This is a genomic window from Streptomyces sp. NBRC 110611 (genome assembly GCF_001590865.1).
Taxonomy (GTDB): domain Bacteria; phylum Actinomycetota; class Actinomycetes; order Streptomycetales; family Streptomycetaceae; genus Streptomyces.
Genome location: NZ_BBUY01000005.1, coordinates 60146 through 85195 on the forward strand (window position 1 = coordinate 60146; position 25050 = coordinate 85195).

18 protein-coding genes are annotated in these 25050 nt (G+C 71.4%); 7 read left to right on the forward strand and 11 right to left on the reverse strand.

The window, feature by feature from the left end:
• The first annotated feature begins 92 nt into the window (after positions 1 to 92).
• Positions 93 to 2366 carry an acetate--CoA ligase family protein gene (locus tag AZE13_RS13585; protein WP_066930733.1) on the forward strand — a complete coding sequence of 758 codons (2274 nt, stop codon included), beginning with the start codon at positions 93 to 95 and terminating at the stop codon, positions 2364 to 2366.
• A 58-nt stretch (positions 2367 to 2424) separates the two neighbouring features.
• Positions 2425 to 3288 carry an enoyl-CoA hydratase/isomerase family protein gene (locus tag AZE13_RS13590; protein WP_079123974.1) on the forward strand — a complete coding sequence of 288 codons (864 nt, stop codon included), beginning with the start codon at positions 2425 to 2427 and terminating at the stop codon, positions 3286 to 3288.
• A 31-nt stretch (positions 3289 to 3319) separates the two neighbouring features.
• Here AZE13_RS13590 and AZE13_RS13595 read toward each other — a convergent pair whose 3' ends face one another.
• Together AZE13_RS13595 and AZE13_RS13600 are read right to left on the reverse strand one after the other, a co-directional pair.
• Positions 3320 to 4018: a hypothetical protein gene (locus tag AZE13_RS13595; RefSeq protein WP_309302188.1), complete on the reverse strand. Its 699-nt coding sequence runs from the start codon at positions 4016 to 4018 to the stop codon at positions 3320 to 3322.
• Positions 4019 to 4026: 8 nt separating this feature from the next.
• On the reverse strand, positions 4027 to 4662 hold the full coding sequence (locus AZE13_RS13600) for an RNA polymerase sigma factor (RefSeq protein WP_258527785.1): 636 nt from the start codon (positions 4660 to 4662) through the stop codon (positions 4027 to 4029).
• 268 nt (positions 4663 to 4930) lie between these two features.
• Between AZE13_RS13600 and AZE13_RS13605 the strand changes: the two genes are divergently transcribed.
• The 3 genes from AZE13_RS13605 (at position 4931) to AZE13_RS13615 (ending at position 8528) form a co-directional block, all read left to right on the forward strand.
• Positions 4931 to 5590: a flavin reductase family protein gene (locus AZE13_RS13605; RefSeq protein WP_066931384.1), complete on the forward strand. Its 660-nt coding sequence runs from the start codon at positions 4931 to 4933 to the stop codon at positions 5588 to 5590.
• A gap of 256 nt (positions 5591 to 5846) precedes the next feature.
• Complete coding sequence (locus tag AZE13_RS13610; protein ID WP_066930742.1) at positions 5847 to 6197, forward strand: type VII secretion target; 351 nt, start codon at positions 5847 to 5849, stop codon at positions 6195 to 6197.
• A 66-nt stretch (positions 6198 to 6263) separates the two neighbouring features.
• A complete protein-coding gene (locus tag AZE13_RS13615; protein WP_066930745.1) occupies positions 6264 to 8528 on the forward strand; it encodes a hypothetical protein in 2265 nt (754 codons plus the stop codon).
• A 12-nt stretch (positions 8529 to 8540) separates the two neighbouring features.
• Here the strand turns inward: AZE13_RS13615 and AZE13_RS13620 are convergent, their stop codons facing one another.
• From AZE13_RS13620 to AZE13_RS13630, 3 genes are read right to left on the reverse strand one after another with little or no spacing between them, the layout of a single operon-like run.
• Positions 8541 to 9626, reverse strand: a complete 1086-nt coding sequence (locus AZE13_RS13620) for a Zn-dependent alcohol dehydrogenase (RefSeq protein ID WP_066930747.1) — start codon at positions 9624 to 9626, stop codon at positions 8541 to 8543.
• Positions 9623 to 10831 carry an acyl-CoA dehydrogenase family protein gene (locus AZE13_RS13625; RefSeq protein WP_066930749.1) on the reverse strand — a complete coding sequence of 403 codons (1209 nt, stop codon included), beginning with the start codon at positions 10829 to 10831 and terminating at the stop codon, positions 9623 to 9625. The genes AZE13_RS13620 and AZE13_RS13625 overlap by 4 nt, the downstream gene beginning before the upstream one ends.
• Entirely contained in the window at positions 10821 to 11705 is an 885-nt protein-coding gene (locus AZE13_RS13630; protein WP_066930751.1) for an SDR family oxidoreductase, read from the reverse strand. The genes AZE13_RS13625 and AZE13_RS13630 overlap by 11 nt, the downstream gene beginning before the upstream one ends.
• Positions 11706 to 11820: 115 nt before the next feature.
• Here AZE13_RS13630 and AZE13_RS13635 point away from each other — a divergent pair, with 115 nt between their 5' ends.
• The gene (locus AZE13_RS13635; RefSeq protein WP_066930753.1) at positions 11821 to 12750 is read left to right on the forward strand and encodes a cyclase family protein; all 930 of its coding nucleotides are present in this window, start codon (positions 11821 to 11823) and stop codon (positions 12748 to 12750) included.
• Between the two features lie 69 nt (positions 12751 to 12819).
• On the opposite strand, the gene AZE13_RS13640 is transcribed toward AZE13_RS13635, so the two are convergent.
• The 6 genes from AZE13_RS13640 to AZE13_RS13665 form a co-directional block, all read right to left on the reverse strand.
• Positions 12820 to 13284, reverse strand: coding sequence for an ATP-binding protein (locus tag AZE13_RS13640; protein WP_079123975.1), 465 nt, complete (start codon positions 13282 to 13284; stop codon positions 12820 to 12822).
• Between the two features lie 494 nt (positions 13285 to 13778).
• Positions 13779 to 14834, reverse strand: a complete 1056-nt coding sequence (locus AZE13_RS13645) for an acyl-CoA dehydrogenase family protein (protein WP_066930754.1) — start codon at positions 14832 to 14834, stop codon at positions 13779 to 13781.
• A 7-nt stretch (positions 14835 to 14841) separates the two neighbouring features.
• A complete protein-coding gene (locus AZE13_RS13650) occupies positions 14842 to 16023 on the reverse strand; it encodes an acyl-CoA dehydrogenase family protein (protein WP_066930757.1) in 1182 nt (393 codons plus the stop codon).
• A gap of 175 nt (positions 16024 to 16198) precedes the next feature.
• Positions 16199 to 18841, reverse strand: coding sequence for a protein kinase (locus AZE13_RS13655; RefSeq protein WP_258527786.1), 2643 nt, complete (start codon positions 18839 to 18841; stop codon positions 16199 to 16201).
• A gap of 206 nt (positions 18842 to 19047) precedes the next feature.
• A complete protein-coding gene (locus AZE13_RS13660) occupies positions 19048 to 21435 on the reverse strand; it encodes a serine/threonine-protein kinase (RefSeq protein ID WP_066930761.1) in 2388 nt (795 codons plus the stop codon).
• A 263-nt stretch (positions 21436 to 21698) separates the two neighbouring features.
• A complete protein-coding gene (locus AZE13_RS13665; protein WP_066930763.1) occupies positions 21699 to 23405 on the reverse strand; it encodes a glycerol-3-phosphate dehydrogenase/oxidase in 1707 nt (568 codons plus the stop codon).
• A gap of 231 nt (positions 23406 to 23636) precedes the next feature.
• On the opposite strand from AZE13_RS13665, the gene AZE13_RS13670 reads away from it, so the two are divergent.
• Positions 23637 to 24899, forward strand: coding sequence for a nucleotide sugar dehydrogenase (locus AZE13_RS13670; RefSeq protein ID WP_066930765.1), 1263 nt, complete (start codon positions 23637 to 23639; stop codon positions 24897 to 24899).
• The last annotated feature ends 151 nt before the right edge of the window (positions 24900 to 25050 follow it).

Below are 25050 nucleotides of genomic sequence, written 5' to 3' on the forward strand. Positions count from 1 at the left end.
AAACGTCAGCTGGCGCAACAGGCAGGTACGCGGGCAGGTACGCACGGCAGGTATCAGGCGACGAGAGCTCTCACACAGGAGTGGCGGCTGCGATGCTCGGATCGACGTACGGCACCCTCACCACGCACTCCCGGCCGGCCCGCATCGTGGCCTGTGGGGAGCGACCACCGCACACCGTTCACGGTATGAGCGCGCAGCATCAGCGTCGCGGCGGCGGCCCCGGCCCCGGGCAGAACGCCGGCGCCGGGGCCGACCTGGATGTCAGCGGCCGGCCGCTGCACGCCGCGGTGCCCGATCTGGACCGGTTCTTCCAGCCCGAGTCGGTGGCGGTGCTCGGCGCCTCGGATGCCGAAGGCCGCCCCAACACCGCTATCACCCGACGGCTCATCGCCTGGGCGGAGCGGGCCGGCGCCCGGCTCCACCCGGTCAATCCGGGCCGCAAGCAGGTCTTCGGCATGCCCTGTTACGCCACCGTCGCCGATCTGCCCGAACCGGTCGACCTCGCCGTGCTGCTGGTCGCGGACCCGCTACCCCTCATAGGCCAACTCGCCGAGGCCGAGGTGAAGTTCGCGGTGGTCTTCGCCTCCGGCTTCGCCGAGACCGGGGAGCGGGGGGCGGCCGCCCAGGCCCGGCTGGCCGAGGCGGTCGGACGCTCCGGACTTCGGCTGCTCGGCCCGAATACCAATCTCAACGCCTTCGAGGAGTTCCGCGAGGACCTCGAAGGGCCGGCCATCGCCCTGATCACGCAGTCAGGCCACCAGGGCCGCCCCGTCTTCACCCTTCAGCAGCTGGGCATCCGCCTCTCCCACTGGGCTCCCACCGGCAACGAGGCCGATCTGGAGACCGCCGACTTCCTCTCCTACTTCGCCACGCGCCCCGAGGTCGGCGCGATCGCCGCGTATGTGGAAGGCCTCAAGGACGGCCGGGCCTTTCTGCTCGCCGCCGACCGCGCGGCCCGTAACAAGGTGCCCGTCGTCGCCGTCAAGGTCGGCCGCACCGAGACCGGTGCCCGGACGGCCGCCTCGCACACCGGCAAGCTGACCGGCGCGGACGAGGTCGTGGACGCCGCGATGCGGCAGTTCGGCGTGATACGGGTGGACGGGCTCGACGAGCTGCAGGACACCGCCGCCCTCCTGGCCCGCGCCAAGCGGCCCACCGCCGAGGGCATCGCCGTCTATTCGATCTCCGGCGGCACCGGTGCCCACTTCGCCGACCTCGCGGCAGCGGCCGGGCTGCGGCTGCCCGCCCTCGACGACGCCAAGCAGGCCGAGCTGCACCAGTGGATACCGGACGATCTCAGCGTCGCCAATCCGGTCGACAGCGGTGGGCATCCGGTCGGCGACTGGCGCGGCCGCAAGATCATCGACGCGATCCTGGCGGACCCGGCCGTCGGCGTGCTGATCTGCCCGATCACCGGCCCCTTCCCGCCGATGAGCGACCGGCTCGCCCAGGATCTCGTGGCCGCGGCGGAGCGGACGGACAAGCTGGTGTGCGTGGTCTGGGGCTCGCCGGTCGGCACCGAGGACGCCTACCGCAGCACTCTGCTCGGCTCCACGCGGGTGGCGACCTTCCGTACCTTCGCCAACTGCATCACCGCCGTCCGGGCCTACCTCGACCACCACCGCTTCACCGACGGCTACCGCTCCCCCTTCGACGACGCGCCGCGCATCCCGTCCCCGTCCGCCCGCAAGGCACAGGCCCTGATGCGCCCCGGCCAGCAGCTCAGCGAACACGCGGCGAAGCAGCTGTTGCGCGCCTATGGCATCCGCGTCCCGCGCGAACAGCTGGTGGCCAGCGCGGCGGCCGCCGTACGGGCGGCGAGCCAGGTCGGCTACCCCGTCGTCATGAAGGCTTCCGGGCCGCAGCTGGCGCACAAGACCGAACTCGGCCTGGTCAAGGTCGGACTGACCTCGGCCAGCCAGGTCCGGGACGCCTACCGCGAACTCACCGACATCGCCCGCTACGAGAACATCCCGCTGGACGGAGTCCTGGTCTGCCAGATGATCGAGCGGGGCGTCGAGACGGTCGTCGGTGTCACCCACGACCGCCTCTTCGGGCCGACCGTGACCGTCGGCCTCGGCGGAATCCTCGTGGAGGTCCTGCGGGACGCCGCCGTGGGGGTACCGCCGTTCGGCGAGGACCAGGCGCGCGCGATGCTGGACGAGCTGCGCGGCCGCGCCCTGCTGGACGGCGTACGGGGCGCGCCGCCCTCGGATGTGGACGCGCTCGTGGAGGTCGTCCTGCGAGTGCAGCGGATGGCCCTCGAAATGGACGGTGAACTGGCCGAGCTGGACATCAATCCGCTGGTGGTGCTGCCGCGCGGACAGGGCGCGGTGGCTCTGGACGCACTCGCCGTCTGCCATTGATGCCCGCGCCCTCGGCCGCACTCCCACTCCCACTCCCGCTCCCTGGAGTCGCTCCCCCATGACGACGCCCTCCTCGTCCCCCGGCACTCCTGATTCCACGTCCTCCGCCGGCCCCAACAGCACTGCCGGGCCCGCCGATTCATTGATACTGCACACCACTGACAACGGCGTCGCGTGGATCACTCTCAACCGACCCGACGCCCTCAACGCCCTCACCTGGGACCAGCGCGAACGCCTGATCGCCCGGCTCGCGGACGCCTCCGCCGACCCGGACGTACGGGCGGTCGTCATCACCGCGACCGGCAAGGGCTTCTGCTCCGGTGCCGACCTGCGTGGTGCGCCGCAGGCGGGCGAACGGGTGGCCGGCGATGTCGCCCGGCTGATCCGGCGCGGCGCCCAGCGGTTCATCGCCGCGGTACTGGACTGCGAGAAGCCGGTCATCGCCGCCGTCAACGGCACCGCGGCCGGACTCGGCGCCCACCTCGCCTTCGCCTGCGATCTGGTGCTGGCCGCCGAATCGGCCCGCTTCATCGAGGTGTTCGTCCGCCGCGGTCTGGTCCCGGACGGCGGCGGCGCCTACCTCCTGCCCCGGCTGATCGGACCGCAGCGCGCGAAGGAGCTGATGTTCTTCGGTGACGCCGTACCGGCCGCCGAGGCCGCGCGCCTGGGGCTGGTCAACCGGGTCGTTCCGGATGGCGAGTTGGAGCGGACGGCCCAGGAGTGGGCCGACCGGCTGGCAGCCGGCCCGACCCGCGCGCTGGTTCTGACGAAGCAGCTGGTCAACGCCTCGCTGGAGTCCGACCGCGGTACGGCCTTCGCCGCCGAGGCGACGGCTCAGGAGATCATCATGACGACCGAGGACGCGAGGGAAGGCGTCACGTCCTTCGTGGCACGACGCCGACCCGCGTACCGGGGCCGATGACGCCACACCACCGCTGACGCGTCCACCGCATCTACCGCACGTCCGCTGGGCACACCGGCACCTCACGCGTATTACGGGTCCGCACCCCGGGCAGCCACCCCTGCGCCCCCTGCCCGCTGGTGACCAGATACCAGCGGGTGGAGGTGATCCCCGCCTCGTCGCGGACCATCTGCCCGTCCGTGACGACGCAGCGCGCGGCCAGCTCGTCGCCGTGCCAGACCCGTCCGACGGAGTTGCCGGCCGCGGCGTACTCGGTGTGCGGGTCCTTCGCCAGCCGTAGCGCGCACTCCAGGGAGCGGCCACTACGGCAGGCCTGCTCGCTGTTGTAAACCGTGATCGTCACCGTCGGCGGCGGTCCGGCGGGCTCCGGACCGACGGAACCGGGGCGCACCAGCCACCACACCCCCAGCCCCACCGCGACGACCGCGGCGGCGACCGCGAGCGCGACCGCGAGCCCGAACGGCCGTCTTCTGCGCGCCGGTGCGAGCGACACCGCTGCCGGAGCCGGCGCGTCGGCGGTCTCCTTGATGCGTTCCCAGAGGCCCGGCGGGGTGTCGATCTGTTCGTCCGCGAGCCGCAGCCGGGCGCGCAGCAGCGCCTCGGCCTCGTCTTCGGCGCCACCGCCCCGGCCATCGCCGAAGCCCCGGCCGTCCCCGAATCCCCCACCGTCCCCGAAGCCCCGGCCGCCGCTGCCTGCGGCGCCGCCGCCGTACCGTGACCCCACACCCACCGTGCTGCTCACCTCCCGGCCTGCCCGTACTCCGATTCAATGAGGTAAGCGCGCAGCCTGTCCAGCGCGCGGGCGCGATGCCGGGCGGCGGTGCCCCGGTGCACCTTCATGATCTGGGCGGCCTGGTCGATGGTGTAGCCGTCGAGGTCGACGAGGATGACGATGCCGGCCTGGCGGTGCGACAGGCGCCCTAACAGGCGCACCGCTTCGATCTCGGCGTGCCGCCGCTCCACCCCGCCGTCCCAGCCGCCGTCCCACCCGTCCGCCCCGGCTGCCCCGGCCGCCGCCCCGGGGCCCGCGCCCGCACCGGCCTCCTCGACGCCCTCCATCCTGTCGACCAGCACCTGGCGCCGGTCCTTGCGGTAGGCGTCCCGGGCGACGTTGAGTACGGCGGTGAAGGCATAGGCGTACGGCTCCGGATGGGCGAGGAAGCGCTGCGGCCGGGCGGCGAGTCTGAGGTACGCCTCGTGCACCACATCCTCCGCGGACTGTCGTGAACCGGCCAGCATCACCGCCCTTCGGTAGAGCCTGGGCAACAGCCCGCAGAAGACCTCGTCGAAGGTCGGCGACGCGGTGGATGAAGCGGATGAGGCAGATGAAGTGGGTGAAGCTGACGAACCAGGTGACGGTGTCGCATCGGCCATGTACCGGGACTCCCCCGTGCTGCTCTGCTACGGACGCGGCCGTGGTGGACGCTACCCGTGCGCACGGCACGCAATCGGGATTCTCCTTCCTCAATTCCCCACGCGTCCAGGGCGATCGGCCACCCGCCCCTACCCACCGCCCGGCCGCCGGCCAAACCACACCTCCGGGTGACCACCGCCCGCGTACGCCCCCTGCCCACCCGCTCCCCGGAGCTTCCCAACTGACGCTTCATCAGTTTCAATGAACGGCATGATGGGACACGCCGGAATGGCTGCCACGGCCGTGCGGTACCTGCGCTCCGTCGGGGCCCCGACCACTGCCGCCACACCCGCCACGTCCACCACGCCCCTCCCACGTCCGGCTCCACGCCCCGCCCTGCGCACCGTACGCGACGACGAACGTGCCCCGCTCGCCCCCGATCCGGCCGAATTCCGCACCGTCCTGGGCCACTTCGCCAGCGGCATCACCGTCATCACATCCCCCGGAGGGTCCGACCCGCGCGATCCCGACCCGGACGAGCCCGGCCCGGCCGGCTTCGCCTGCCAGTCCTTCGCCTCCCTCTCCCTCGACCCGCCCCTGGTGGCGTTCATGGTGGCGCGTACGTCGACCACCTGGCCGCGGATCGCCCGCGCCGGCGTCTTCTGCGTCAACATCCTCGGCGCCGGCCAGGGCGGCCTCTGCCGCGCCTTCGCCGTCAGCGGCGCCGACAAGTTCGCCGGTGTCTCCCACCGCCCCGCACCGGCCACCGGCTCACCACGCCTCGCGGACGTCCCGGCCTGGATCGACTGCACCATCCACGCCGTGCACACCGGGGGCGACCACCTGATCGTCGTCGGCCGCGTCGCCGCCCTGGGCACAGACCCGACCGCCGCCGAAGCCGGCCCGCTGCTTTTCCACCGGGGTGGCTTCGGGGTCTTCAGCCCGTAGGCTCCCTTTTTTTGCTTTGCTCCGCGGCTTCCTCCGGCTCCTTTCCGCAGAAACGGAATTCGACGGGCACCCCGTCGAGGCGACTTCCGTCGAGCACCCCCTCAGCCAGTGCAATACATACGCAGCCGTACGGTACGGTTGAGCGTTTGGCAGCGTACGGAGGCGGGCGCGACGGCCGGGCGAAATCCGCTCAGGAACACCGTTCACTACGCTTTCGCCAAACCATATGCACACAATAGTGACTTATGGAGCGGGAATGTCAGTAGGCGATATCGAGCTCGGTGACGCCGCGCAGCTGCGCAAGGCGGGCACCGGGGCCACTGAGGTCGCGGGGGAGACGGAGACGGCGGGCAAGCACCCGGTCGACGAGACCAGGGGGGCGTCCCAGTCCTTCAGGGGAGGCATGTGGGACGGCAAGCTGGGCACGGCTCTGGACAATCTGGTCGAGGTCTGGTCAAGCCAGACGTCCGCCCTTGCCGGAAAGTGCCATTCCTTGGGCACTCGCTGCATGGAGACCGCCGAAAACTACAGCTCTGTAGAGACGCAGAACGCATCGGCCTTTTCCGATGTCGCCAAGGGGACTCATTCTCCGTCCCCATTTGGATGAACTCCGCCTGTTTTCCATAGATAGAGCGCACACTGTCCGTTCGCATACACCACGGGGGCGATCGAAATGCCGACGTACGAGCAGCTGTACCACCTCGACCTGACCACTCTCAAAACCGCTGTCGACCGCTGGGCGGAGGTGGGAAGCAAGTTCAAAACCCTGCGCACCTCGTTCACGGATCGGGTGCAGAAGCCCTTCGACGCGTCCGCCTGGACGGGGCCGAGGGGCATGGTTGAGGATGCGCGCAGCCAGCTCAAAGCCTGCGGACGGGAGTACGAGGACGCGGGCGTCGAGGCCAAGGGCATACACGGAGTCCTCGCCGACGCACACACCCAGCTGAAGCAAGCCAAAGCCGACCTGCATCATCTCGCCGACGTGGAGGCCAAGAACCTGGGCCTGTACGTCAGCGGCAACGGCGAGGTCATCCCCCGCAAGGCCTTGGAGGGCAATTCCTCCACGGCCGGCGAATCGGAAGACGGCGACGGGCAGCAGGAGCAGCAGAAGGTCGACGCCTTCGCCCGGCGGATCACTGCCGTGCTGGAGCGCGCTGCCGAGATCGACGAGACCACCTCCTGGGCCCTGCGCAACGACCTCGGGCGCCGTAAGGACGACTTCAACGACAAGGGCGTCGCCAAATCCCTCACTGAGGCAGCCGCCAAACGCGAGGCGGAGCGGGAGGCGGAACGCGAGGCGAAGCGGCAGGCCAGGGCCGATGCCACGCGCGCCGCGGAGCTGGCCGAAAGTGGAGATCTCAGCGATGAGGAGCGCGAGGAGTTCCAGCGACTCGTGCACCGCAATCGCAACTCGCCGGAATTCAGCACCAACTTCTACAAGTCCCTTGGTCCCGAGGGGACGCTGGACACCTTCCGCGACATCTCCTTCTGGCTCGATCAGGACTATCCCATGGTCTCCGAGGAGCGCAAGAAGTTCTACGCGGACCTCCAGAAGGACCTCGGCTACTCCTTGGCGACAGCCACCAATCGGGTCAATGAGCCGCATCTGTCCGACGAATGGAACGACCAGCTACGCAAGGAAGGGTCGGAAGACCCCAAGGCTTACAACGCTCTCGGAGACGTCGTGCGGTACGGCGAATACGACTCTCACTTCCTGCTTCCGGTAACAGAGCACGTAGCACAGCTTCAGGTAGAACATCCCTATAGCTTCCGGGCATCCGGCTTCATGACCGCGCTGTCGCACAACCCGTCGATCGCCGAGCAGTTCTTCACCGAGCCACCCCACGCGTACAACGAAGACGGTACGCCGAGGGATGGCGCTCCCGACCTCGGCACCGATGAGGACGGGAAGCCGATCACCAACTACTTCGATATGTACACATCCGAGGACTTCCAGTGGGGGCAGCTGGGCGAGGACAGGGCGGTCGAAATGGGGCTACGCGAACCGGGGGTGGGTCAGGAAGGACGTGACGCCTTCGGTCAGGCTCTCGAAGCAGCCCTCACGAGCCGTAATCCTGACGACGACACCGAGAAGTCCGCAGGTCCGCATTCCGCGGGGCAGGCGCAGCTGATGCACGACGTCGTCGAGAAGTTCGGGAACGAGCCCGACCTCCTCAACAAGGCGGAGAGAGGACGGTTCGCCTGTATCAACGACAGCCTCGGAAACATCACAGCCGAGTACATGCTGGACGTTCAGAGGGCCATGGCCGGCGGAGACGGCAACAGCACCTACTTCCCGGCAAACGGCGAGGACGCGAAACTCTCCAGTGGGGGGCTGAACAACGGCCCGTTGACGGCCTTCATCGGCGCGGTGGGCAAGGACCCGGACGCCTATGGTGCGATCGCGAATGCCCAGCAGGCGGCCACGCAGGAAGCGATCAGGAACGCCATTCACTCCAGTGATGAAGCGGAGCGGGCCACATTGGTGAAGGATGTGGTCCGGCCAGGAGTCACCATCGAGGGCATCCTCACCGAATCGCGTGCTGTCGCGACGTACGACGAGAAGATCGCTGACGACGAGCGGTACAACAAGTCCCTGGAGGAGAAATCCAAGTGGGCAGGCCGCATCGTCGATGTGAGTGTCGGATGGATCCCTCTCGGTGGTGACTTGGCCCATATGGGAGTCGAGGAAGCGCAAGAGAACGTCCAGAAGAAGTACTCACGGGACTCCAGCGTCGCCGCCGAGCAGGATGCCGATACCTACGTTGAATCGAACCGGGAGAATGTCGCACAGGCGACCCGCAGTGCGGCGCTGACCGCCGCGAAGCAGGCCGGCCTGTCCTCCGAGGAGGCGGAACGACTGGCGCTCGCCGCCTACAACGAGGCCAACGACGGATACCACGAGGGACGAGGACGCGAACAGGGCATCGGCCGGTAGCGACACAGGCCGTCAGCCGAAGGTCAGCACCGTTCGGGCGGATCTGCCCTGAAGCGTGGCGTTTGCTGCTCCCGCGAAGTCCTCCACCCGGTACGTCCGCGTCACCAACTCGTCCAGCATGAGCCGCCCTTCCAGGTAGAGGCGGGCGTACCGGGGGATGTCGCGCTGGGGGCGGGCCGAGCCGTAGCGGCAGCCCAGGATGGACTTGTCCAGGTAGAGCGATGACACCAGGAACGACGCCTCCGCGCTCGCCGGGGGGACGCCGAGCAGCACTGCCTGGCCGTGCCGGTCCAGCAGGTCGATCGCCTGGCGGATCAGCCGGGTACTGCCCACGCACTCGAAGGCGTGGTCGGCGCCGGTCGGCAGGATTTCCCGGACCAACTCCTTCAGCGTTGGCCCGCCGTTCGCCGCAGTCGGCGCGGTCACGAAGTGTGTGGCGCCGAACCGGCGGGCCACCGGCTCCTTCGCAGGGTTCGAGTCCACTGCGACGATCGTCGACGCCCCGGCGATCCGCGCTCCCTGGAGCACATTGAGGCCGATGCCTCCGGTTCCGAGCACCACGACCGCTTCCCCGTGGTCCACCCGCGCGCGGTTCAGGACCGCGCCCACCCCGGTCAGCACCGCGCACCCGATCAGCGCGGCCGACGCCAGGGGTATCTGCTCCGGGATCTTCACCGCCTGGACGGCCTTGACGACCGTACGTTCCGCGAATGATGAGTTGGACGCGAAGTTGAACAGTTTCGTGCCGTCACGTCGCCGGAACGGCCGCGTGGGCATCCCGATCGCCTGGCGGCACATCGTCGGCCGTCCTCGGTCGCAGTCCGCGCACGTCCCGCAGTTGGCCAGGGTCGACAGGGCAATGTGATCGCCGGGTGCCACATGCTTGACGCCCGGGCCGACGGCCTCCACCACCCCCGCTCCCTCGTGCCCCAGCACCACCGGTACCGGGAAGGGAATCGTCCCATCGACCACTGACAGATCGGAGTGGCACAGGCCCGCTGCCCGGATGCCTGCCAGTACCTCGCCCGGCCCCGGATCCCGTACCTCCAGATCGTCCACCACCCGCGCCCGCTCGCCGTCGAAGATGACGCCTCTCATCGCCGGTCAGCCCTCCTCAACGCCCGGCTCTCCGGGAGCTCTCGGGAAGCTCTCGGCAGGCCGAGTACGCGCTCGGCGATGATGGTGCGCTGGATCTCGTCCGAGCCGCCGTAGATGGTGTCGGCGCGGGTGAAGAGGAAAAGTCTTTGGAGCGGGTCGAGTTCGTAGGGCGCCTCGGGGGACCAGTCGGCGGGGCCCAGTGCCGCCGTCGCGCCCCGTACGCGCATCGCCAGCTCCCCCAGCCGCTGATGCCAGCCGCCCCACAGCAGTTTCGCGACACTCGGTGCGCCCGCGTCCCCGGACGCACCGAGTGTCCGCATCGCATTCCAGCGCATGATCTTCAGCTCCGCCCAGTGATGGATGAGTTGCGCGGACATCAACGGGTCCTGGACTGCGCCGGAGCGGACAGCCGCGGCGATCACCTCGGACAACTCCGCCGCGAATCCGATCTGCTGGACGAGCGTGGACACCCCGCGCTCCAGCGCCAGCAGCCCCATCGCCACGCGCCAGCCGGCACCCTCCCCGCCCACCGCATGTCCGGCGGCGGCCACCGCTCCGTCGAAGAACACCTCGTTGAAGTCGGCGGCCCCGGACATCTGACGGATCGGACGGACGTCGATACGGCCCGGCTGGTCCATCGGCACCAGGAGGAACGACAGCCCCCGGTGCCGCCGCTCGTCCGGATCGGTCCGGGCCAGTACGAAGCACCAGTCGGCCTCCCTGGCCAGTGAGGTCCAGATCTTCTGGCCGCGGATGCGGTAGACGACCCCGTCCCGGATCGCCACCGTCCGCACCCCGGCCAGGTCCGACCCCGCGTCCGGCTCGCTGTAGCCCTGGCACCACAGCTCCTCGCCCCGCGCGACGGCCGGGAGGAAGCGGCGCCGCTGGGCGTCGTCCCCGTACGCGATCAGCGTCGGCGCCAGCAGGTTCTCCCCGATGTGCCCGATCCGCCGCGGCGCCCCGGACCGTGCGTACTCCTCGGCCCACACGATCTGCTGCGTCAGGCTCGCCGTACGGTTGCCGTACGTTCCGTGCGTACGGTCCCATCCGATCCCGATCCACCCGCCGGCGCCGAGTTCCCGCTCCCAGGCGAGGCCGCTGCGGTCGCCCGCCAACTCTGCGCCGGCGTCCGCGAGATGCTCGGTCAGCCAGGACCTGGCCTCGGTCCGGAAGCCGTCGTCCTCGCGCTCGAAGTCAAAGTTCATGCCGCTGCGCCAGGGCAGGCATCGGGTCCGCGCCGACGGCCTCCGGCACCACCTCGGCGACCTTCTCCGGGGTCCACCCTCCGCCCTCGGCATACGCGTCGGCGTACACGGCGCGCAGTTCCGCAGGCTGGGCCCACACCGCGATCTTGGGCCCGGCCACCGTGTAGACCTGTCCGGTGACCTCGCGGGCCCGCTCGCTCAGCAGGTAGACGACGAACGCCGCCACGTCCTCCGGCTCGCCGATCTCCGTCAGCTCCATCGGGACCTTCGCCGACATCCGCGTGTGCGCGACGGGCGCCACCGCGTTGGCGGTGACCCCGTACTTGTGCAGGCCCAGCGCGGCGCTCCGTACGAGCGAGATGACGCCGCCCTTGGCCGCGGCGTAGTTGGCCTGGGCCACCGACCCCTGGTGACTGCCGCTGGTGAAGCCCACCAGGGTTCCGGACCGCTGGCGCCGCATCACCGCGGCGGCCGCCCGGAAGACGGTGAACGTCCCCTTCAGGTGGGTGGCGACCACCGGGTCCCACTCCTCCTCGGTCATGTTGAAGAGCATCCGCTCGCGCAGGATCCCGGCCACGCAGACCACACCGTCGATCCGTCCGTACTGCGCCAGCGCGGTGTCCACGATCCGCCGGCCGCCGGCCATGGTGGAGACGTCGTCGGCGACCGCGGTGGCCACCCCGCCGGCCGCCTCGATCTCCGTCACCACGGAGTCGGCGACCTCGCTGCTCGGTTCGCTGCCGTCGAGGGCGACCCCGTAGTCGTTGACCACGACCTTGGCGCCGTGTGCGGCGCAGGCCAGCGCCACCGCCCGGCCGATGCCGCGCCCGGCACCGGTGACGGCGATCACCTTGCCGGACAAGAAGTTCCCCATGCCGCGCCCCTTCCCCTGGCCTGCGTCGCGCCCCTTGGGCCATTTCTGACGACCCGTTAGATTTTTGAGCAGGTGCGGTACGAATACAAGACCGAGGTACGAGGAGACGGACCCCATGCCCCTGCCGCGGGAGTTCCATGACATCGCCAAACGCGTGAACAACTGGGGGCGTTGGGGGACGGACGATGAGATCGGCACGCTGAACCTGATCACCGACGAGGTGGTGCGCAAGGCCGCCGCCGGCACCACCCGCACGGGACGCCGCATCCCCCTCGCCCTCCCGCTCCGGCAGGACGGGGTGCAGACCGGGATGATCCCCGGGCGCATCAATCCGCTGCACACGATGACCGCGATCAATCAGGAGATCTTCGGCCCGGATACGGTCGCGACCTCGGACGACATGGTCACCATGGGCCTCCAGGCCGCCACCCACTGGGACGGCCTCGCCCATGTCTCACACTCCGGGCGGCTCTACAACAACCGCGCCGCCGACTCGATCACCGCACACGGCGGCGCCACCGTCCTCGGCATCGAGAAGGCCACCCCGATCGCCTCCCGCGGCGTCCTGCTGGACGTGGCCCGGGTGCACGGCACCGACCGGCTGCCCGGCGGGCACGCCGTCACACCGGAGGATCTGGACGCCGCGGAGGAGCTGGCGGGTACGACGGTCCGGGCCGGCGACATCGTCCTCGTACGGACCGGTCAACTGCGGCACTACCTGGCCGGGGACCGGCGGGCGTACGCGTTCCCGTCACCGGGCCTGTCGCTGCGCACGCCGGAGTGGTTCCACGCGCGGGACGTCGCGGCGGTCGCCAACGACACCTTGACGTTCGAGATCTTCCCGCCGGAGATCGAGAACCTGTGGCTGCCGGTGCACGCGCTCCATCTGGTCGAGATGGGCATGCCGCAGGGGCAGAACTGGAATCTGGAGGAGCTGTCGCGGGCCTGCGCGGAGGCGGGCCGCTGGGCGTTCTTCCTGGTCGCGGTGGCGGAACCATTCGTCGGCGGGTCCGGCGCACCGGTCGCGCCCGTGGCGATTCTGTGAGCCGGCCGGCGGCCCGGAAGCTTTCTGAGTCGGTCGGCGGCCAAGGAAGCTTTCTGAGCCGACGGGCTCTCACCGTGCGACGGAGCTCAGCCGTCCCAGCTCCGTGCCGGTCGCGCTCGCCACCAGCACCGGCTGACCGCGGTCCACTTCGCACCAGATGCGCTTGCCGGCCCCCTCCTGCTGCCAGCCCCAGCGGTCCGCCAGACCGTCGACCAGCTCCAGGCCGCGGCCGTTGGTGTCGTCGCCGTCGGCGTGCCGCTGGCGCGGCGGGCGGGCGCTGGCGTCCGCCACCTCCACCCGGACGGTGCCGACCACGGCGCCCGCCCCGGAGAAGCACATTCGCAGTACGGCCGCCGCTCCGGTGTGCACCACGGCGTTGGTGACGAGCTCGGAGATCAGCAGGATCAGCGTCTCCGCGAGTGGTTCATCGGGCCCTATGCCGGACCCCACGAGCCGCGACCGGGCCCATCGCCGAGCCCGGCCCACCTCCGCGGGGTCGGGCCCTACGTCCAACTGCACCTGAAGCACCTGCACCGCTCACACCATCCGAACCGGCGGAAACATCGCCTCGCGCCTCCACGGAGTCACAGTGCGTGACCCCAGTGAGGCACAGCATGGTTGACGTTCAGTCACCCCAACAAGCGCTTCGGGCATATTCCAGCGCAAGGGAGTATGCATGCTGCATACTGTGCGACGCACTTTGCGGGGAGTCGAACAAGGGGGGTTGCCGGGCCCTCGCCCAAGGCGAGCGGCGCGCAGTCCGTACCCCGGAGTCGCCATGGGGTCGACACCGGGTTCGTTGCGCCATAGAACCACTCGCACCCAACGGAGCGTACCTGAGCGGGACGCCGACTCCCCCCTGTGACGAGTCACGCCTCGGACACAACCCGATATCGACCCTCCGTGACCACTTCTGCGTGGTGAGTCCGACATTTCGCACACGGGTTGGCGGAGTCTGACATCGGGCCGGCGCCCAGCCCTCTCGCTCAGCCGGCGCCGGCCCGTCAGCCGATGCCGGCGCCGGTCCGTCAGCCGGTGCCGGCTTCTCCGGCGATCAGGCCCGCCGCCAGACGCTCCTCCGCCTCGCGCGCCGCGCCCCAGCGCTCGGCCCGCAACCAGGCCCGCTTGAGGTGCAGATGGACATCCGCCTCCCAGGTGAAGCCCATGCCGCCGTGGACCTGGAGGCAGTCCCGGGCGTTGCGTACGGCGGCCTCGTCGGCGAGCAGTTTGGCGCCCGCGATGTCCAGGGAATCGCCGGTGACCGCCGCCGCGTATACGGCACTTCTGGCGATTTCCGTACGTACGAGCATCTGCGCACACAGATGCTTGACCGCCTGGAAGGAGCCGATGGGAGCGCCGAACTGGGTGCGCTCGCGGGCATGGGCGACCGCCATCTCGACCGTCCGGGCCGCACTGCCCAGTTGCTGCGCGGCGGTGAGCAGTGCGGCCTCGCGGCGCAGCCGGGGTACGTCCAGGCCGGCCACCAGGGGTGCGCCGCGCGACGGGTCGGTGACGGTGGCGGTGGCGGAAGCGGTGACGGCGGTGGTGGTGATGACAGCGGCGAGTGGGGTGAGGGGGTCGACCGAGGTCCAGGGGGTGCGGGCAACCTGGCCTGCCGGGCTCCGGCATACGCGGTATGCCTCGCGTGTGCGCCCCTGCGCGCCCCCAGACCCCTCCAGCGAGTCCGGGGAGTCCAGCAAGATCAACTCATCGCAGTCCTCCGGGTGTTCCCACAGCACCGGCTCCGCCGCACCGTCGCACAGTCCGACGATCCGGTCGCCGTCCGCGACCCCCGCCACGACCCCGGCCAGCAGCTGGCACGCCACCACCGGCCCCGGCAGCAGCACCCGCCCGGTCTCCTCAAGGGTCAGCACCGCTTCCGGCAGCCCCAGCCCCACCCCGCCGGCCGCCTCGGGCAGCCGCAGCGCGAAGAGCCCGGCCGCGCCCAGCTCCCGCCACAGCGCGCGGTCCAGTACCGGGTCGTCCACGGCCGCCCGCAGCCGGTCGCGGCCGAACCAGCCGGCCAGCATTTCCCGGATCCCGTTGCGCAACGCCCGCTGATCGTCGGTGAGTTGGAAGTGCACCGGCCGCTCACCGCCCCTTCGGCAGGCCGAGGATCCGCTCGGCGACGATGTTCTGCTGGATCTGCGACGTACCGGCGGCGATGGTGTACGAGAGGGAGGAGAGCCGGTCCGCGACCCAGGGGTGGCCGGCGTCCAGCGCGCCCGCGCCCAGCACCTCGGCGGCCGCGTCGTACAGCTCCTGGCGGGCGTGCGAGTAGCGCAGCTTGAAGACCGAACCTCCCCCGAGCTCAAAGGGGCAGGGGGGACCCCCGGCGCCGGGCGGGCTCCCAGCGCCGGGCGGGCCCCCGGCGTCCCGGAACGCGCTGACGTTCCACTGGATGAGCCGCCACAGGGCGGTGAACTCGGCGCTCAGCCTGCCCAGCCTGCGGCGCAGCACCGCGTCGCCCCAGCGGCCGTTCCCGTGTGCCGCACGGGCGAGTTCACCGAGCACCCGACGGCAGGCCACGACCTCGCCCACGAACGCCGTACCGCGCTCGAAGGACAGCGTCACCATCGACACCCGCCAGCCGTCGTTCTCCGCCCCCACCCGGTTGGCGACCGGGACCCGCACCTCGTCGAGGAAGACCTCGGCGAACTCGGCCGACCCGGCGAGGGTACGCAACGGCCGGACCGTGACACCGGGCGCGTCCATGGGCATGGCCAGCCAGGTCAGGCCCCGGTGCTTCGGGGCATCGGGGTCGGTGCGGACCAGCAGTTCGCACCAGTCGGCGACCTCGGCGTGCGAGGTCCAGATCTTGGCGCCGCTGATCACGTACGTCTCGCCGTCCCGTACCGCCCTCGTGCGCAGCGCGGCGAGGTCCGATCCGGCGTCCGGTTCGCTGAAGCCCTGGCACCAGATCTCGTCACCGCGCAGGATCGGCGGCAGCCAGCGCCGCCGCTGCCGGTCGGTACCCTCCGCCGCGATCGTCGGCCCGGCGTGCAGCAGCCCGACGAAGTTCGCGCCCACGTAGGGCGCACCGGCGCGCTCGGTCTCCTCCAGGAGGATCAGCCGACGGGCCGGATCGGCGTCCCAGCGCACTTCCGCGTACCCGGCGTCGTACAGCCTCCGCTGCCAGGCCGCGTCGTACGCCCGGCGGCCCGGCCAGTCGGTCGCGGCGGGCTTCGCCGGGAGCCCGGGCAGCACCTCGGCGAGCCACCGCCGCAACCGGGCCCGGAAGTCCTCCTCTTCCGGCGTGCAGGAGAGATCCATCGGGTCCCCATCCCCCTCCACATCCGCATCCAGCCACTACCTGATGCATCGTCAGGAAATGAGGCTAGGCCGGATCCCCAGGGGCGACAAGGCGACGGCGTCGACATCGGCATCGGCATCGGCACCAGCACCGGCACCGGCACCGGCACCGGGGCGTGTTACGGGGCAGGGGACCTCAGCGTGGGCGGTAGGAGCTGGTCGCCTGTTCGTACAGCCGGTCCGTCTCCTGGCGGCCGGTGTCCGGGCCGATGACCAGGACCAGGTGGTAGCGGCCGTGGTGGATCAGGGCGAGATTGCGTACGTAGACCTCGCGGCCGCTGGTGTCACGCCAGCTGAAGGCGCCCTCCGCCATGGCCGTCGTACCGACGTCGATCCGCCGTAGGCCGGAGGCGGTGGCCCAGCCGGAGCTGCGGTACGGGGCGAGTTCGGGCTCCTTGTTCTGGAGGTAGGCCAGCGGGTCCGTGCCGAACCTCGCCGCGGTGTCGCGGCCGGGCACGATCAGCAGCTCGTGAGCGCCTTTGCCGACGTACCGCACCTGGCTCTGGTTGTTCGCGCCGCGCCGCTGCCAGTCCGTGGGGACGGCGATCTGGAAGCCCTTGGGGTCGGTGCGCAGCCCGAAGCCCTTGGCGAGGCCGGCGGACGCGGTGGGCCGTGGGGCGGTGGTACCGGTACCGGGCGGGTCGCCGTCCCGGTCACCGCCCTGGCCGCCGTCCTCCTGGCCGCTGGAAGGGGCGGGGTTGCCGCCGGGGGCCGCGCCGGAGGTGGCCGCGCGGTCCGCGCCGGGCCCGCCGGACTCCGCGTCCCGGCCGGCCTTCGGCATGAACGCCGTCGCGTAGACCACCGCGCAGACGAGGAGCAGCAGGATCACGGTGAGCAGGATCCGGCCGAGGTGGCGCGGGGTACCGCTCCGTGCCGGGCGGGCGGGCCGTACGGCCGTGCCGACATCGACCTGACCCAGCATCTGCTGCTCGTACAGGTCCCGGTCCGTTGTCCTGGACCGTCCGGCCGGTCCGGGCGGTCCGGCCCACACGTCGGTGCGCGCCGGACGGGCGGCCGGACGGGACGCCCGGAACGGCTTCGGCTCCCTCAACTGCTTCGGTTGCTTTGGTTGCTTTGGTTGCTTTGGCTGCTTCGGGGAGCGTGGCGGAGATGGGGGTCCCCCCTGCTCCTTTGAGCTTGGGGGAGGGAAGGTCTGCTCGGTGGGCGGTGCCGGACGGCGGGGGCCGGAGGTGCGCGGGGCAGGCGTGCGCGGCCCGGGCGGTGCCGGTGCGATGGTGGCGGCGGCGGTCCGGCGTGCGCGGGACGGCTGTGCGGGCGCCGCACGGCGGGCGGCGGCCCGGCTCCTCCCGGTCCTTCCCCGGAGGACGAGTTCGCCTCTGCGGCGCAGGATCGGCAACCGCCGCGCGGCGCCGCCCGGCTCCAGCGCGGGCATCGTCACCAGCCGACGGCCCACCTCCGGCTCGGGCGCCGTACGGAGCAGCGCGCGCAGTTGGCGGTGCAGCTCCTCGGCGTCCGGGCGGTCGGCCGGATCCCGGCTCAGCAGGGACTCGACGACGGGCCGCAGCGCCCCGCACTCCCCGGCCGGGACCGGTGGCTGGGAGCGGACCAGCCGCGCCAGTTCGGCGACGCTGTCCTCAGGGAATGGTGGGTGCCCCTGGACGCCGCGGAAGAGCAGCGCGCCGACCGCCCAGAGGTCGGTGGCCGGGCCCACCGGCAGCGCCCGCTCCCCGTTCTCGTACGGCGGTCCGGCCTGTTCCGGCGCCCAGCGCTCGGTGACCGGGCCGACGACGGTCAGCCGCGCCTGCCGGGCCCGCTCGGCGGCGAGTGCGGTGGTGGGGCGGCCGTAGGCGGTGGCTGTCGCGGTGTCAGTACCAGGGGTGGCGGTGTCGTCGGGCGCGGGGGACGGCTTGGACAGGGAGATCCTGCCCGAGGCCGCGGCCGCAGCCTCGGCCCCTGCCTCCCCCTCCGTCCCTGCCCCCGTCTCCGTCCCCGCTCCTGTCCCCGGCCCCGCCCCTGGCCCTGCCGCGGCGTCCGCGCCGGGCGGCGAATCGTATCCGCACAGCGCCTCCTGGGCCGCGCCGGCCGCCAGACCGGTCAGGATGGCGCGGCCGTCGTCGCAGATCAGGACCGTACGGGCGGTGATGTTGCGGTGCAGCAGGCCGTCCGCGTGCAGCACGCGCAGTGCGGTCAGCAGGTCGGCGGCGATCTCCGTGGCGCGGTGCGCGGACAGCGGGCGCTCGGCGAGCAGCGCGGTCAGCGGGCGGGCGGTGAGGAGTTCGCCGACGATCCAGAGGCTGCCGTCCTGCACGAAGACGTCGAAGACCTGCTCCAGCCTCGGGTGGTCGGGCAGCTGCGCCACGGTCGTGGCGGCCTCCAGGGCGCGCCGTACCACAGGGTCCCGGGGACTGCGGTCCGCGCCCCGGCCGGGCCGGCCGGTGCCGAAGCCGCCACCGGGGCGGCGGTCGGCGGCCCCGGCCGCCTCCGCGTCCATGGCTCCGGCCCCCATGGCCCCCACCGCACCCGCGCCCACGACCTCCGCCTCGACGACCTCCGGCAGCGGCACCTGGCGGACCAGGACCTCCTGCCCGCTGTACGTGTCGAACGCCCGGGTCTCGGTGACATCGCCCTCGGCGAAGCCGCCGCCGCCCCCCTCGCCGTTGCTGCCGCTGACGTCGTTGCCGGGGAAGCCGTTGCCAGGGAAGTTGTTGCCAGGGAAGTTGTTGCCGGGGAAGCCGTTGCCGGGGACGTTGTTGCTGCCGAAGGGGTGTACGGGCAGGCGGTAGCGCTCGGCGAGCACTCGTCCTGCGTACTCGTCCACGACGCCTCCCCGCAGCGCGCGCTCTGTCCACCCTCACGCCGGAGCCGACCACCGGCGCGGATGCCGCTCACGATACGTGCCCGCACCGGCGGTTGCGGTCCGCTCGGCCGAACGACGCGCGCGCCGTCTCCGTCCTTCCGCCCGGGCCGGGCCCAGTCGGTCCAGGGCCCGTCTCCGTGATCTCCGTGGGCCCGCCCCGGAAGTCCCTAGTCCTTGATCGCGAAGGTCTTGAACGCGGTCGCGATCACCTGCTGGCATTCCTTCGCCGACCAGGTGTCCGCCGTGCAGGTGATCATGATGGCGTAGCCGTGGTCGTCGTCGGCGCGGAACCCGCGGTTGAGTATCCGCACCTTCTCGCCCTTCTGCGAGCGCGTGAACGACCAGTCGGCGACGGTCGGGTAGCCCCGCCACTTCACCGGCTTGATGTCGATGCGGTGGTAGTCGTCGCTGGAGTCGCGCACACTCGGCTCCAGGCTGCGCCAGGCGGCCGCCGCGTCCTTGCCGGGCTTGGCGTTGTAGTCGATCTGAACGCGCGGGAATCCGCCCGAGGCGCTGTATATGGCGCCGGAGTTGTCGCCGGCGGTGTCGGTCTGGTGGAAGCCCTTGGGCATCGCCATGCGGAAGTGGAAGGTGTCGTTGACCAGCTCGGCGAAGCCGTCCGGCAGCTTCCCGCCCTTGCCGTCCTTGCCGTCCTTGCCGCCGTCACCGTCCGCGCCGTCGTCATCGTCCTTCTCGCCCTTGCCGCCCGCGCCGTCGCCGGTGGTGGAGCCGGGCCGCTGCGCGCCCGTGCCGGGCCCGTCGGTGTCCTCGTCGCCCTTCGTGCCGGACGCATCGGCCTCGCCGGCCGAAGGGCCGGCCTTGGCGGCGGGGGACGTCCGGCCGTCGCGGCCGGCCGCGGCGCCGCTCTCGTCGTCGCCGCTCAGCGTGACGGCCAGGATCGTGCCGAGGACGGCCAGGACGACGACCACGGCCACGGCCACAGTGATCAGCGTGCGGCGCGGGACCACATCGGTCAGCGGCGCGCGCGGGACGGACGGGCGGTTCCCGTCTCCGGGTCTGGACTCGGTTCTGGACTCCGTACGGGCCGCCACGGCGGCGTTGCGCACGGACTGCAGGGCGCCGCGCAGCCGCTCCTTGGCGGCATCGGCGGCGTCGGCAAAGGCCGGGCGGGCGGCGCTCGCCGGGCGGCCCGCCACCGTACGGTCCCCGGCCGCACCGCTCCTGGCCGCACCGCCCCCGGCCGTACCGCCTCCGGCCGTCTTCTTCGCGTCCCTGGCGTTCTTCTCGTCCCTGGCGTTCTTCGCAGCACCCACGGCGGACGAGCCCGTGGCACCCGCGGCCGCCTTCTTCCCGTTCGCCGGGCGCTTCGGCGCGCCCACCGAGGCGTTGACACCGGCAGCACCCGCAGCACCGGCACCCTTGGCAGCGCCGGTCTTCGCTTTCACACCGGCCGCCGTCGTCTTCGTACCGGCCCTGCCGGCGCCGGACGCGCTACCGCTGCCACTCCCGGACGACGTCCCCCGGCTCCCGGCCGCGCTCCCGCCCTCCTCCGCCGGCTTCGCCTTCGGCCCCCGGCTCTTGGGTTCGGCCGCCGGCTTCGACGCGCCCTGAGCGCCCTTGATGCCCTTGGCGCCCTTGATGCCCCTGGTGCTCTTGGCGCCCCCGGTGCTCTTGGCGTCGGTCCGTTCCCCGGGCACTACCGGCAGCGCCATCGCCCGCGTCGCGTCCACCGGCGGCTCGGGAGCGGCCTCCTCCGGGGCGTGGATGACGTCCAGCAGCAGCGCCCGCGCACCCGCGTCGTCCAGCCGGGCGTCCGGGTCCTTCACCAGCAGGCCGTACAGCACCTCTTCCAGTGCGCCGGCGCTCTTCGGCGGCTCCACCGGCTCGGTCATCACCGCCGTCAGCGTGGCGATCGCCGAGCCCTTGTCGTACGGGGGCACGCCCTCGACGCAGGCGTACAGCAGCCCGCCCAGCGACCACAGGTCGGCCGGCGGCCCGGGCCGCTGACCGCGGGCGCGCTCAGGGGAGATGTAGGAAGGGGCGCCGACGAGCATGCCGGTCGAGGTCACGGAGGGGTCGCCCTCGACCTGGGCGATACCGAAGTCGGTCAGCACGACCCGGCCGTCGTCGGACATCAGGACGTTGGACGGCTTCACATCGCGGTGCAGGATGCCCACGCCGTGCGCGGCCCGCAGCACGTCGAGCACGGCCAGGCCCACCTCGGCGGCGCGGCGCGGGGTCAGCGGTCCGTCGTCTCGGACCACCTCGGCCAGCGAGCGGCCCTCGACCAGCTCCATCACGATCCACGGCCGGTCGTCCTCGTCGACCACGTCGTAGACCGTCACCGCACCGTTGTTGCGGATCCGGGCGATCGCCTTGGCCTCCCGCAGCGTACGGGTGATCAGGCGGCGTTTCTCGTCCTCGTCGACCCCGCCCGGGAAGCGCAGCTCCTTGACTGCGACCGTGCGGCCCAGGACCTCGTCGCGTGCCCGCCAGACGGTGCCCATGCCACCCCGGCCGAGGACATCGGCGAGCCGGTACCGGCCGGCGAGCAGCCTGCCCTCCGTGCCGTCCATCTCGACCTCGTCGCCCACTGAATCCCCTCGGCAATCCAGCCGAGTTGGCAGCTTTGATGTCGCATCAATCATCAAACTGACCCAACTCGGACAACCCACCCTGGCAGAGCCTTCATTCTCTCTCATCCGCGGCCATGCGAAAGGCCCGGGTAGGCGCCGGAAGGCACAAGAGAGCTGAAGAGGGAGCTGAGCAGGAAGGAGAAGAGGGACGTGAAGAGGGACGCGCAGAGGAGACCCGAGGGGATCCGAAGGGGATCTGAAGAGAAGCCGAGGAGGGAGCTTCAGAGCGGCACGATGTCGGGCGCGCCCAGCCGCGCCGCATCCGCCGTCAGATCGTCCGGCTGCCGCTGCGATTCGCGCTCCGCCTCCACCCGCTTCTCGTAGTGCGCGATCTCCTTCGCGATCTGCTCCTCGTCCCAGCCCAGTGCGGGAGCCATCAGGGCGGCCGCCTCCGAGGCGCTGCGGGTGCCCCGGTCGAAGGTCTCGATCGAGATCCGGGTACGGCGCGTCAGCACGTCGTCCAGGTGCCGCGCGCCCTCGTGCGTACAGGCGTACACCACCTCGGCGCGCAGGTAGTCGTCCGCGGCGGCCAGCGGTTCGCCGAGGGCGGGATCGGCGACGACCAGTTCCAGCAGCTCCTCGGCGAGCGAGCCGTAGCGGTTCAACAGATGCTCTATCCGCGCCACATGCAGCCCGGTGCGCGCCGCGATCCGGGCCCGCGCGTTCCACAGCGCCTTGTAGCCCTCGGCTCCGGCCAGCGGGACGTCCTCCGTGACGCACTCCGCGACCCTCTGGTCGAGCCCGTGCACCGCCTCGTCGACGGCGTCCTTGGCCATCACCCGGTACGTCGTGTACTTGCCGCCGGCGATCACCACCAGCCCCGGCACCGGATGCGCGACCGTGTGCTCGCGCGACAGCTTGCTGGTGGCATCCGACTCCCCCGCCAGCAGCGGCCGCAGCCCGGCGTACACACCCTGTACGTCATCCCTGGTCAGCGGGGTCGCCAGCACCGAGTTGACGTGCTCCAGCAGGTAGTCGATATCCGCGCTGGACGCCGCCGGGTGCGCCTTGTCCAGATCCCAGTCGGTGTCCGTCGTGCCCACGATCCAGTGCCGCCCCCACGGGATGACGAACAGCACGCTCTTCTCGGTACGCAGGATCAGCCCGGTCGTGGAGTGGATGCGGTCCTTCGGGACGACCAGGTGGATCCCCTTGGAGGCCCGTACGTGGAACTGCCCGCGCTCCCCGATCAGCGCCTGGGTGTCGTCCGTCCACACCCCGGTGGCGTTGACGATCTGCCGGGCCCGGATCTCGTACTCGCCGCCCGTCTCGACGTCCTGCACCCGCGCGCCGACCACCCGCTCGCCCTCGCGCAGAAACCCCACCACGCGGGCGCGATTGGCGACCTGTGCGCCGTACGCGGCGGCCGTCCGCACGATCGTCATCACATACCGGGCGTCGTCCATCTGGGCGTCGTAGTACTGGAGGGCGCCGACCAGTGCGTCCTTCTTCAGGCAGGGCGCGACCTGGAGTGCGCGTTTGTGCGAGAGGTGCCGGTGGACGGGCAGGCCGCGGCCGTGGCCGGACGAGACCGACATCGCGTCGTACAGCGCCACGCCGGAGCCCGCGTACCAGCGCTCCCACCCCCGGTGCGCCAGCGGATAGAGGAACGGCACCGGCTTCACCAGGTGCGGCGCGAGCCGCTGCAGCAGCAGCCCGCGCTCCTTCAGCGCCTCCCGTACCAGCGCGAAGTCCAGCATCTCCAGGTAGCGCAGACCGCCGTGGATGAGCTTGCTCGACCGGCTGGACGTGCCCGACGCCCAGTCCCGGGCCTCCACCAGACCGGTGAACAGGCCCCGGGTCGCCGCGTCCAGCGCGGTTCCCGCACCGACGACGCCGCCGCCGACCACGAGAATGTCCAGCTCCCGCTCCGCCATTCGGGCGAGCGCCTCGGCCCGCTGCGCCGGTCCCAGTGTCGCTGTCCTCACCGCTGCCTCCCGCTGCCGTCGGGGCCACTGTGGTCGGGGGCGACACCCCCGCACGTTCGATTCTGACGGCGCCACGTGCCGCTGCCCACCCTCCGCTCACGGCGGCAACACCCGGCGGTACCGATCCATCAATCCCCATTCTGGGCCAAATATCCGTTTAGTCTACTTATGCACTATTCGCATACGTCAGACCGCAGTCAGCCGCTGTCACTCGGGAAGGACGGCCGCAGCATGCCCGCAGATCTCGCCGTCATCGGACTCGGTCACCTCGGTCTCCCCCTCGCCCGAGCCGCCACCACCGCCGGTATCGGCACCCTCGGTTACGACCCCGACCCGCGCGCCACCGCCCTCTCCTGCGCCGACGGACCGCTGTCCGCCACCGAGTTCCGCCGCCTGCTCGCGGCCGGCTTCCGCACCACCACCGACCCCGCCACCCTCGGCCGGGTCCGTACCGCCGTCATCTGCGCGCCCACCCCGCCCCGCGAGGACCGCGCCCTCGACCTCACGGCCGTCGCCGACGCCGCGCGCGTCCTCGCCGCCCAGCTGCGCCCGCACACCACCGTCATCCTGGAATCCACCGCCTACCCGGGCACCACCGAGGAATTCCTGCGCCCCCTCCTCGAAGCGGGCTCCGGCCTCACCGCCGGCCGCGACTTCCACCTCGCCTGCGCACCCGCGCGCCACGACCCCGGCAACCGCACCCACTGCTACACCAACACCCCCAGGGTCATCGGCGGACTCACCCCCGCCTGCACGGAGGCGGCCGCGACGTTCTACGGCCGGCTCACCGACAAGGTCGTACGGGCCCGGGGCCCGCGCGAGGCGGAGATGACCAAGGTGCTGGAGACCAACTTCCGGCACGTCAACATCGCCCTGGTCAACGAGATGGCGGTGCTCTGCCACGACCTCGGCGTCGACCTGTGGGACGTCATCCGCTGCGCGGAGACCAAGCCGTTCGGATTCCAGTCCTTCCGGCCCGGCCCGGGCGTCGGCGGCCACACCACCCCCGTGGACCCCAACAGCCGCCCCGCCCAAGGGCGTTCACCGGCCGGACGCCCACCGACCCCGCCGCTCCGCCTGGTCGAACTGGCCCGGGACGTCAACGGCCGGATGCCCCGGTACGTCATCCAGCGCTGCGCCGCCCTCCTCAACGAACACGGCAAGTCCGCGCGCGGCGCCCGGATCCTCCTGCTGGGCGTCACCTACAAACCCGACACCACCGACCAGACCGGCTCCCCGGCCCGGGAGATCGCCTCCCACCTGCGGGAACTGGGCGCACACGTCACGTACCACGACCCCTACGTCCCCCACTGGCAGGTCCAGGGCCGCCCCGTCCCCCGCGCGGACTCCCTCTACGAGACCGCCGCCGCGGCCGACCTGACGGTCCTTCTCCAGGCCCACCGCACCTACGACCTCCAGGGCCTCTCGGTCAAGGCCCAGCTGCTGCTGGACACGCGGGGAGCGACGCCGGCGGGGGCGGCGCATCGGCTGTGACAGGGGCGCGCAACGGCCGCCCGGACTCCGGAGCTGGTGGCACCCGGGCCCTGCCACGGGTACCGTACTGGCTGGATCGCGGGTGTCCGCCCCTACCTTGTATGGGGGCGGCCGCTCACCATCACCGCAAAAAAGGTGGAGCCCACCGCAG

Excerpts from the sequence above, each read along its gene's own strand:
- AZE13_RS13600 (WP_258527785.1), bottom strand. The coding sequence starts at position 4,662 with ATGGCCGATGCGACACCGTCACCTGGTTCGTCAGCTTCACCCACTTCA.
- AZE13_RS13590 (WP_079123974.1), top strand. The coding sequence starts at position 2,425 with ATGACGACGCCCTCCTCGTCCCCCGGCACTCCTGATTCCACGTCCTCC.
- AZE13_RS13630 (WP_066930751.1), bottom strand. The coding sequence starts at position 11,705 with ATGGGGAACTTCTTGTCCGGCAAGGTGATCGCCGTCACCGGTGCCGGG.
- AZE13_RS13620 (WP_066930747.1), bottom strand. The coding sequence starts at position 9,626 with ATGAGAGGCGTCATCTTCGACGGCGAGCGGGCGCGGGTGGTGGACGAT.
- AZE13_RS13615 (WP_066930745.1), top strand. The coding sequence starts at position 6,264 with ATGCCGACGTACGAGCAGCTGTACCACCTCGACCTGACCACTCTCAAA.
- AZE13_RS13635 (WP_066930753.1), top strand. The coding sequence starts at position 11,821 with ATGCCCCTGCCGCGGGAGTTCCATGACATCGCCAAACGCGTGAACAAC.
- AZE13_RS13585 (WP_066930733.1), top strand. The coding sequence starts at position 93 with ATGCTCGGATCGACGTACGGCACCCTCACCACGCACTCCCGGCCGGCC.
- AZE13_RS13625 (WP_066930749.1), bottom strand. The coding sequence starts at position 10,831 with ATGAACTTTGACTTCGAGCGCGAGGACGACGGCTTCCGGACCGAGGCC.
- AZE13_RS13650 (WP_066930757.1), bottom strand. The coding sequence starts at position 16,023 with ATGGATCTCTCCTGCACGCCGGAAGAGGAGGACTTCCGGGCCCGGTTG.
- AZE13_RS13670 (WP_066930765.1), top strand. The coding sequence starts at position 23,637 with ATGCCCGCAGATCTCGCCGTCATCGGACTCGGTCACCTCGGTCTCCCC.
- AZE13_RS13605 (WP_066931384.1), top strand. The coding sequence starts at position 4,931 with ATGGCTGCCACGGCCGTGCGGTACCTGCGCTCCGTCGGGGCCCCGACC.
- AZE13_RS13610 (WP_066930742.1), top strand. The coding sequence starts at position 5,847 with ATGTCAGTAGGCGATATCGAGCTCGGTGACGCCGCGCAGCTGCGCAAG.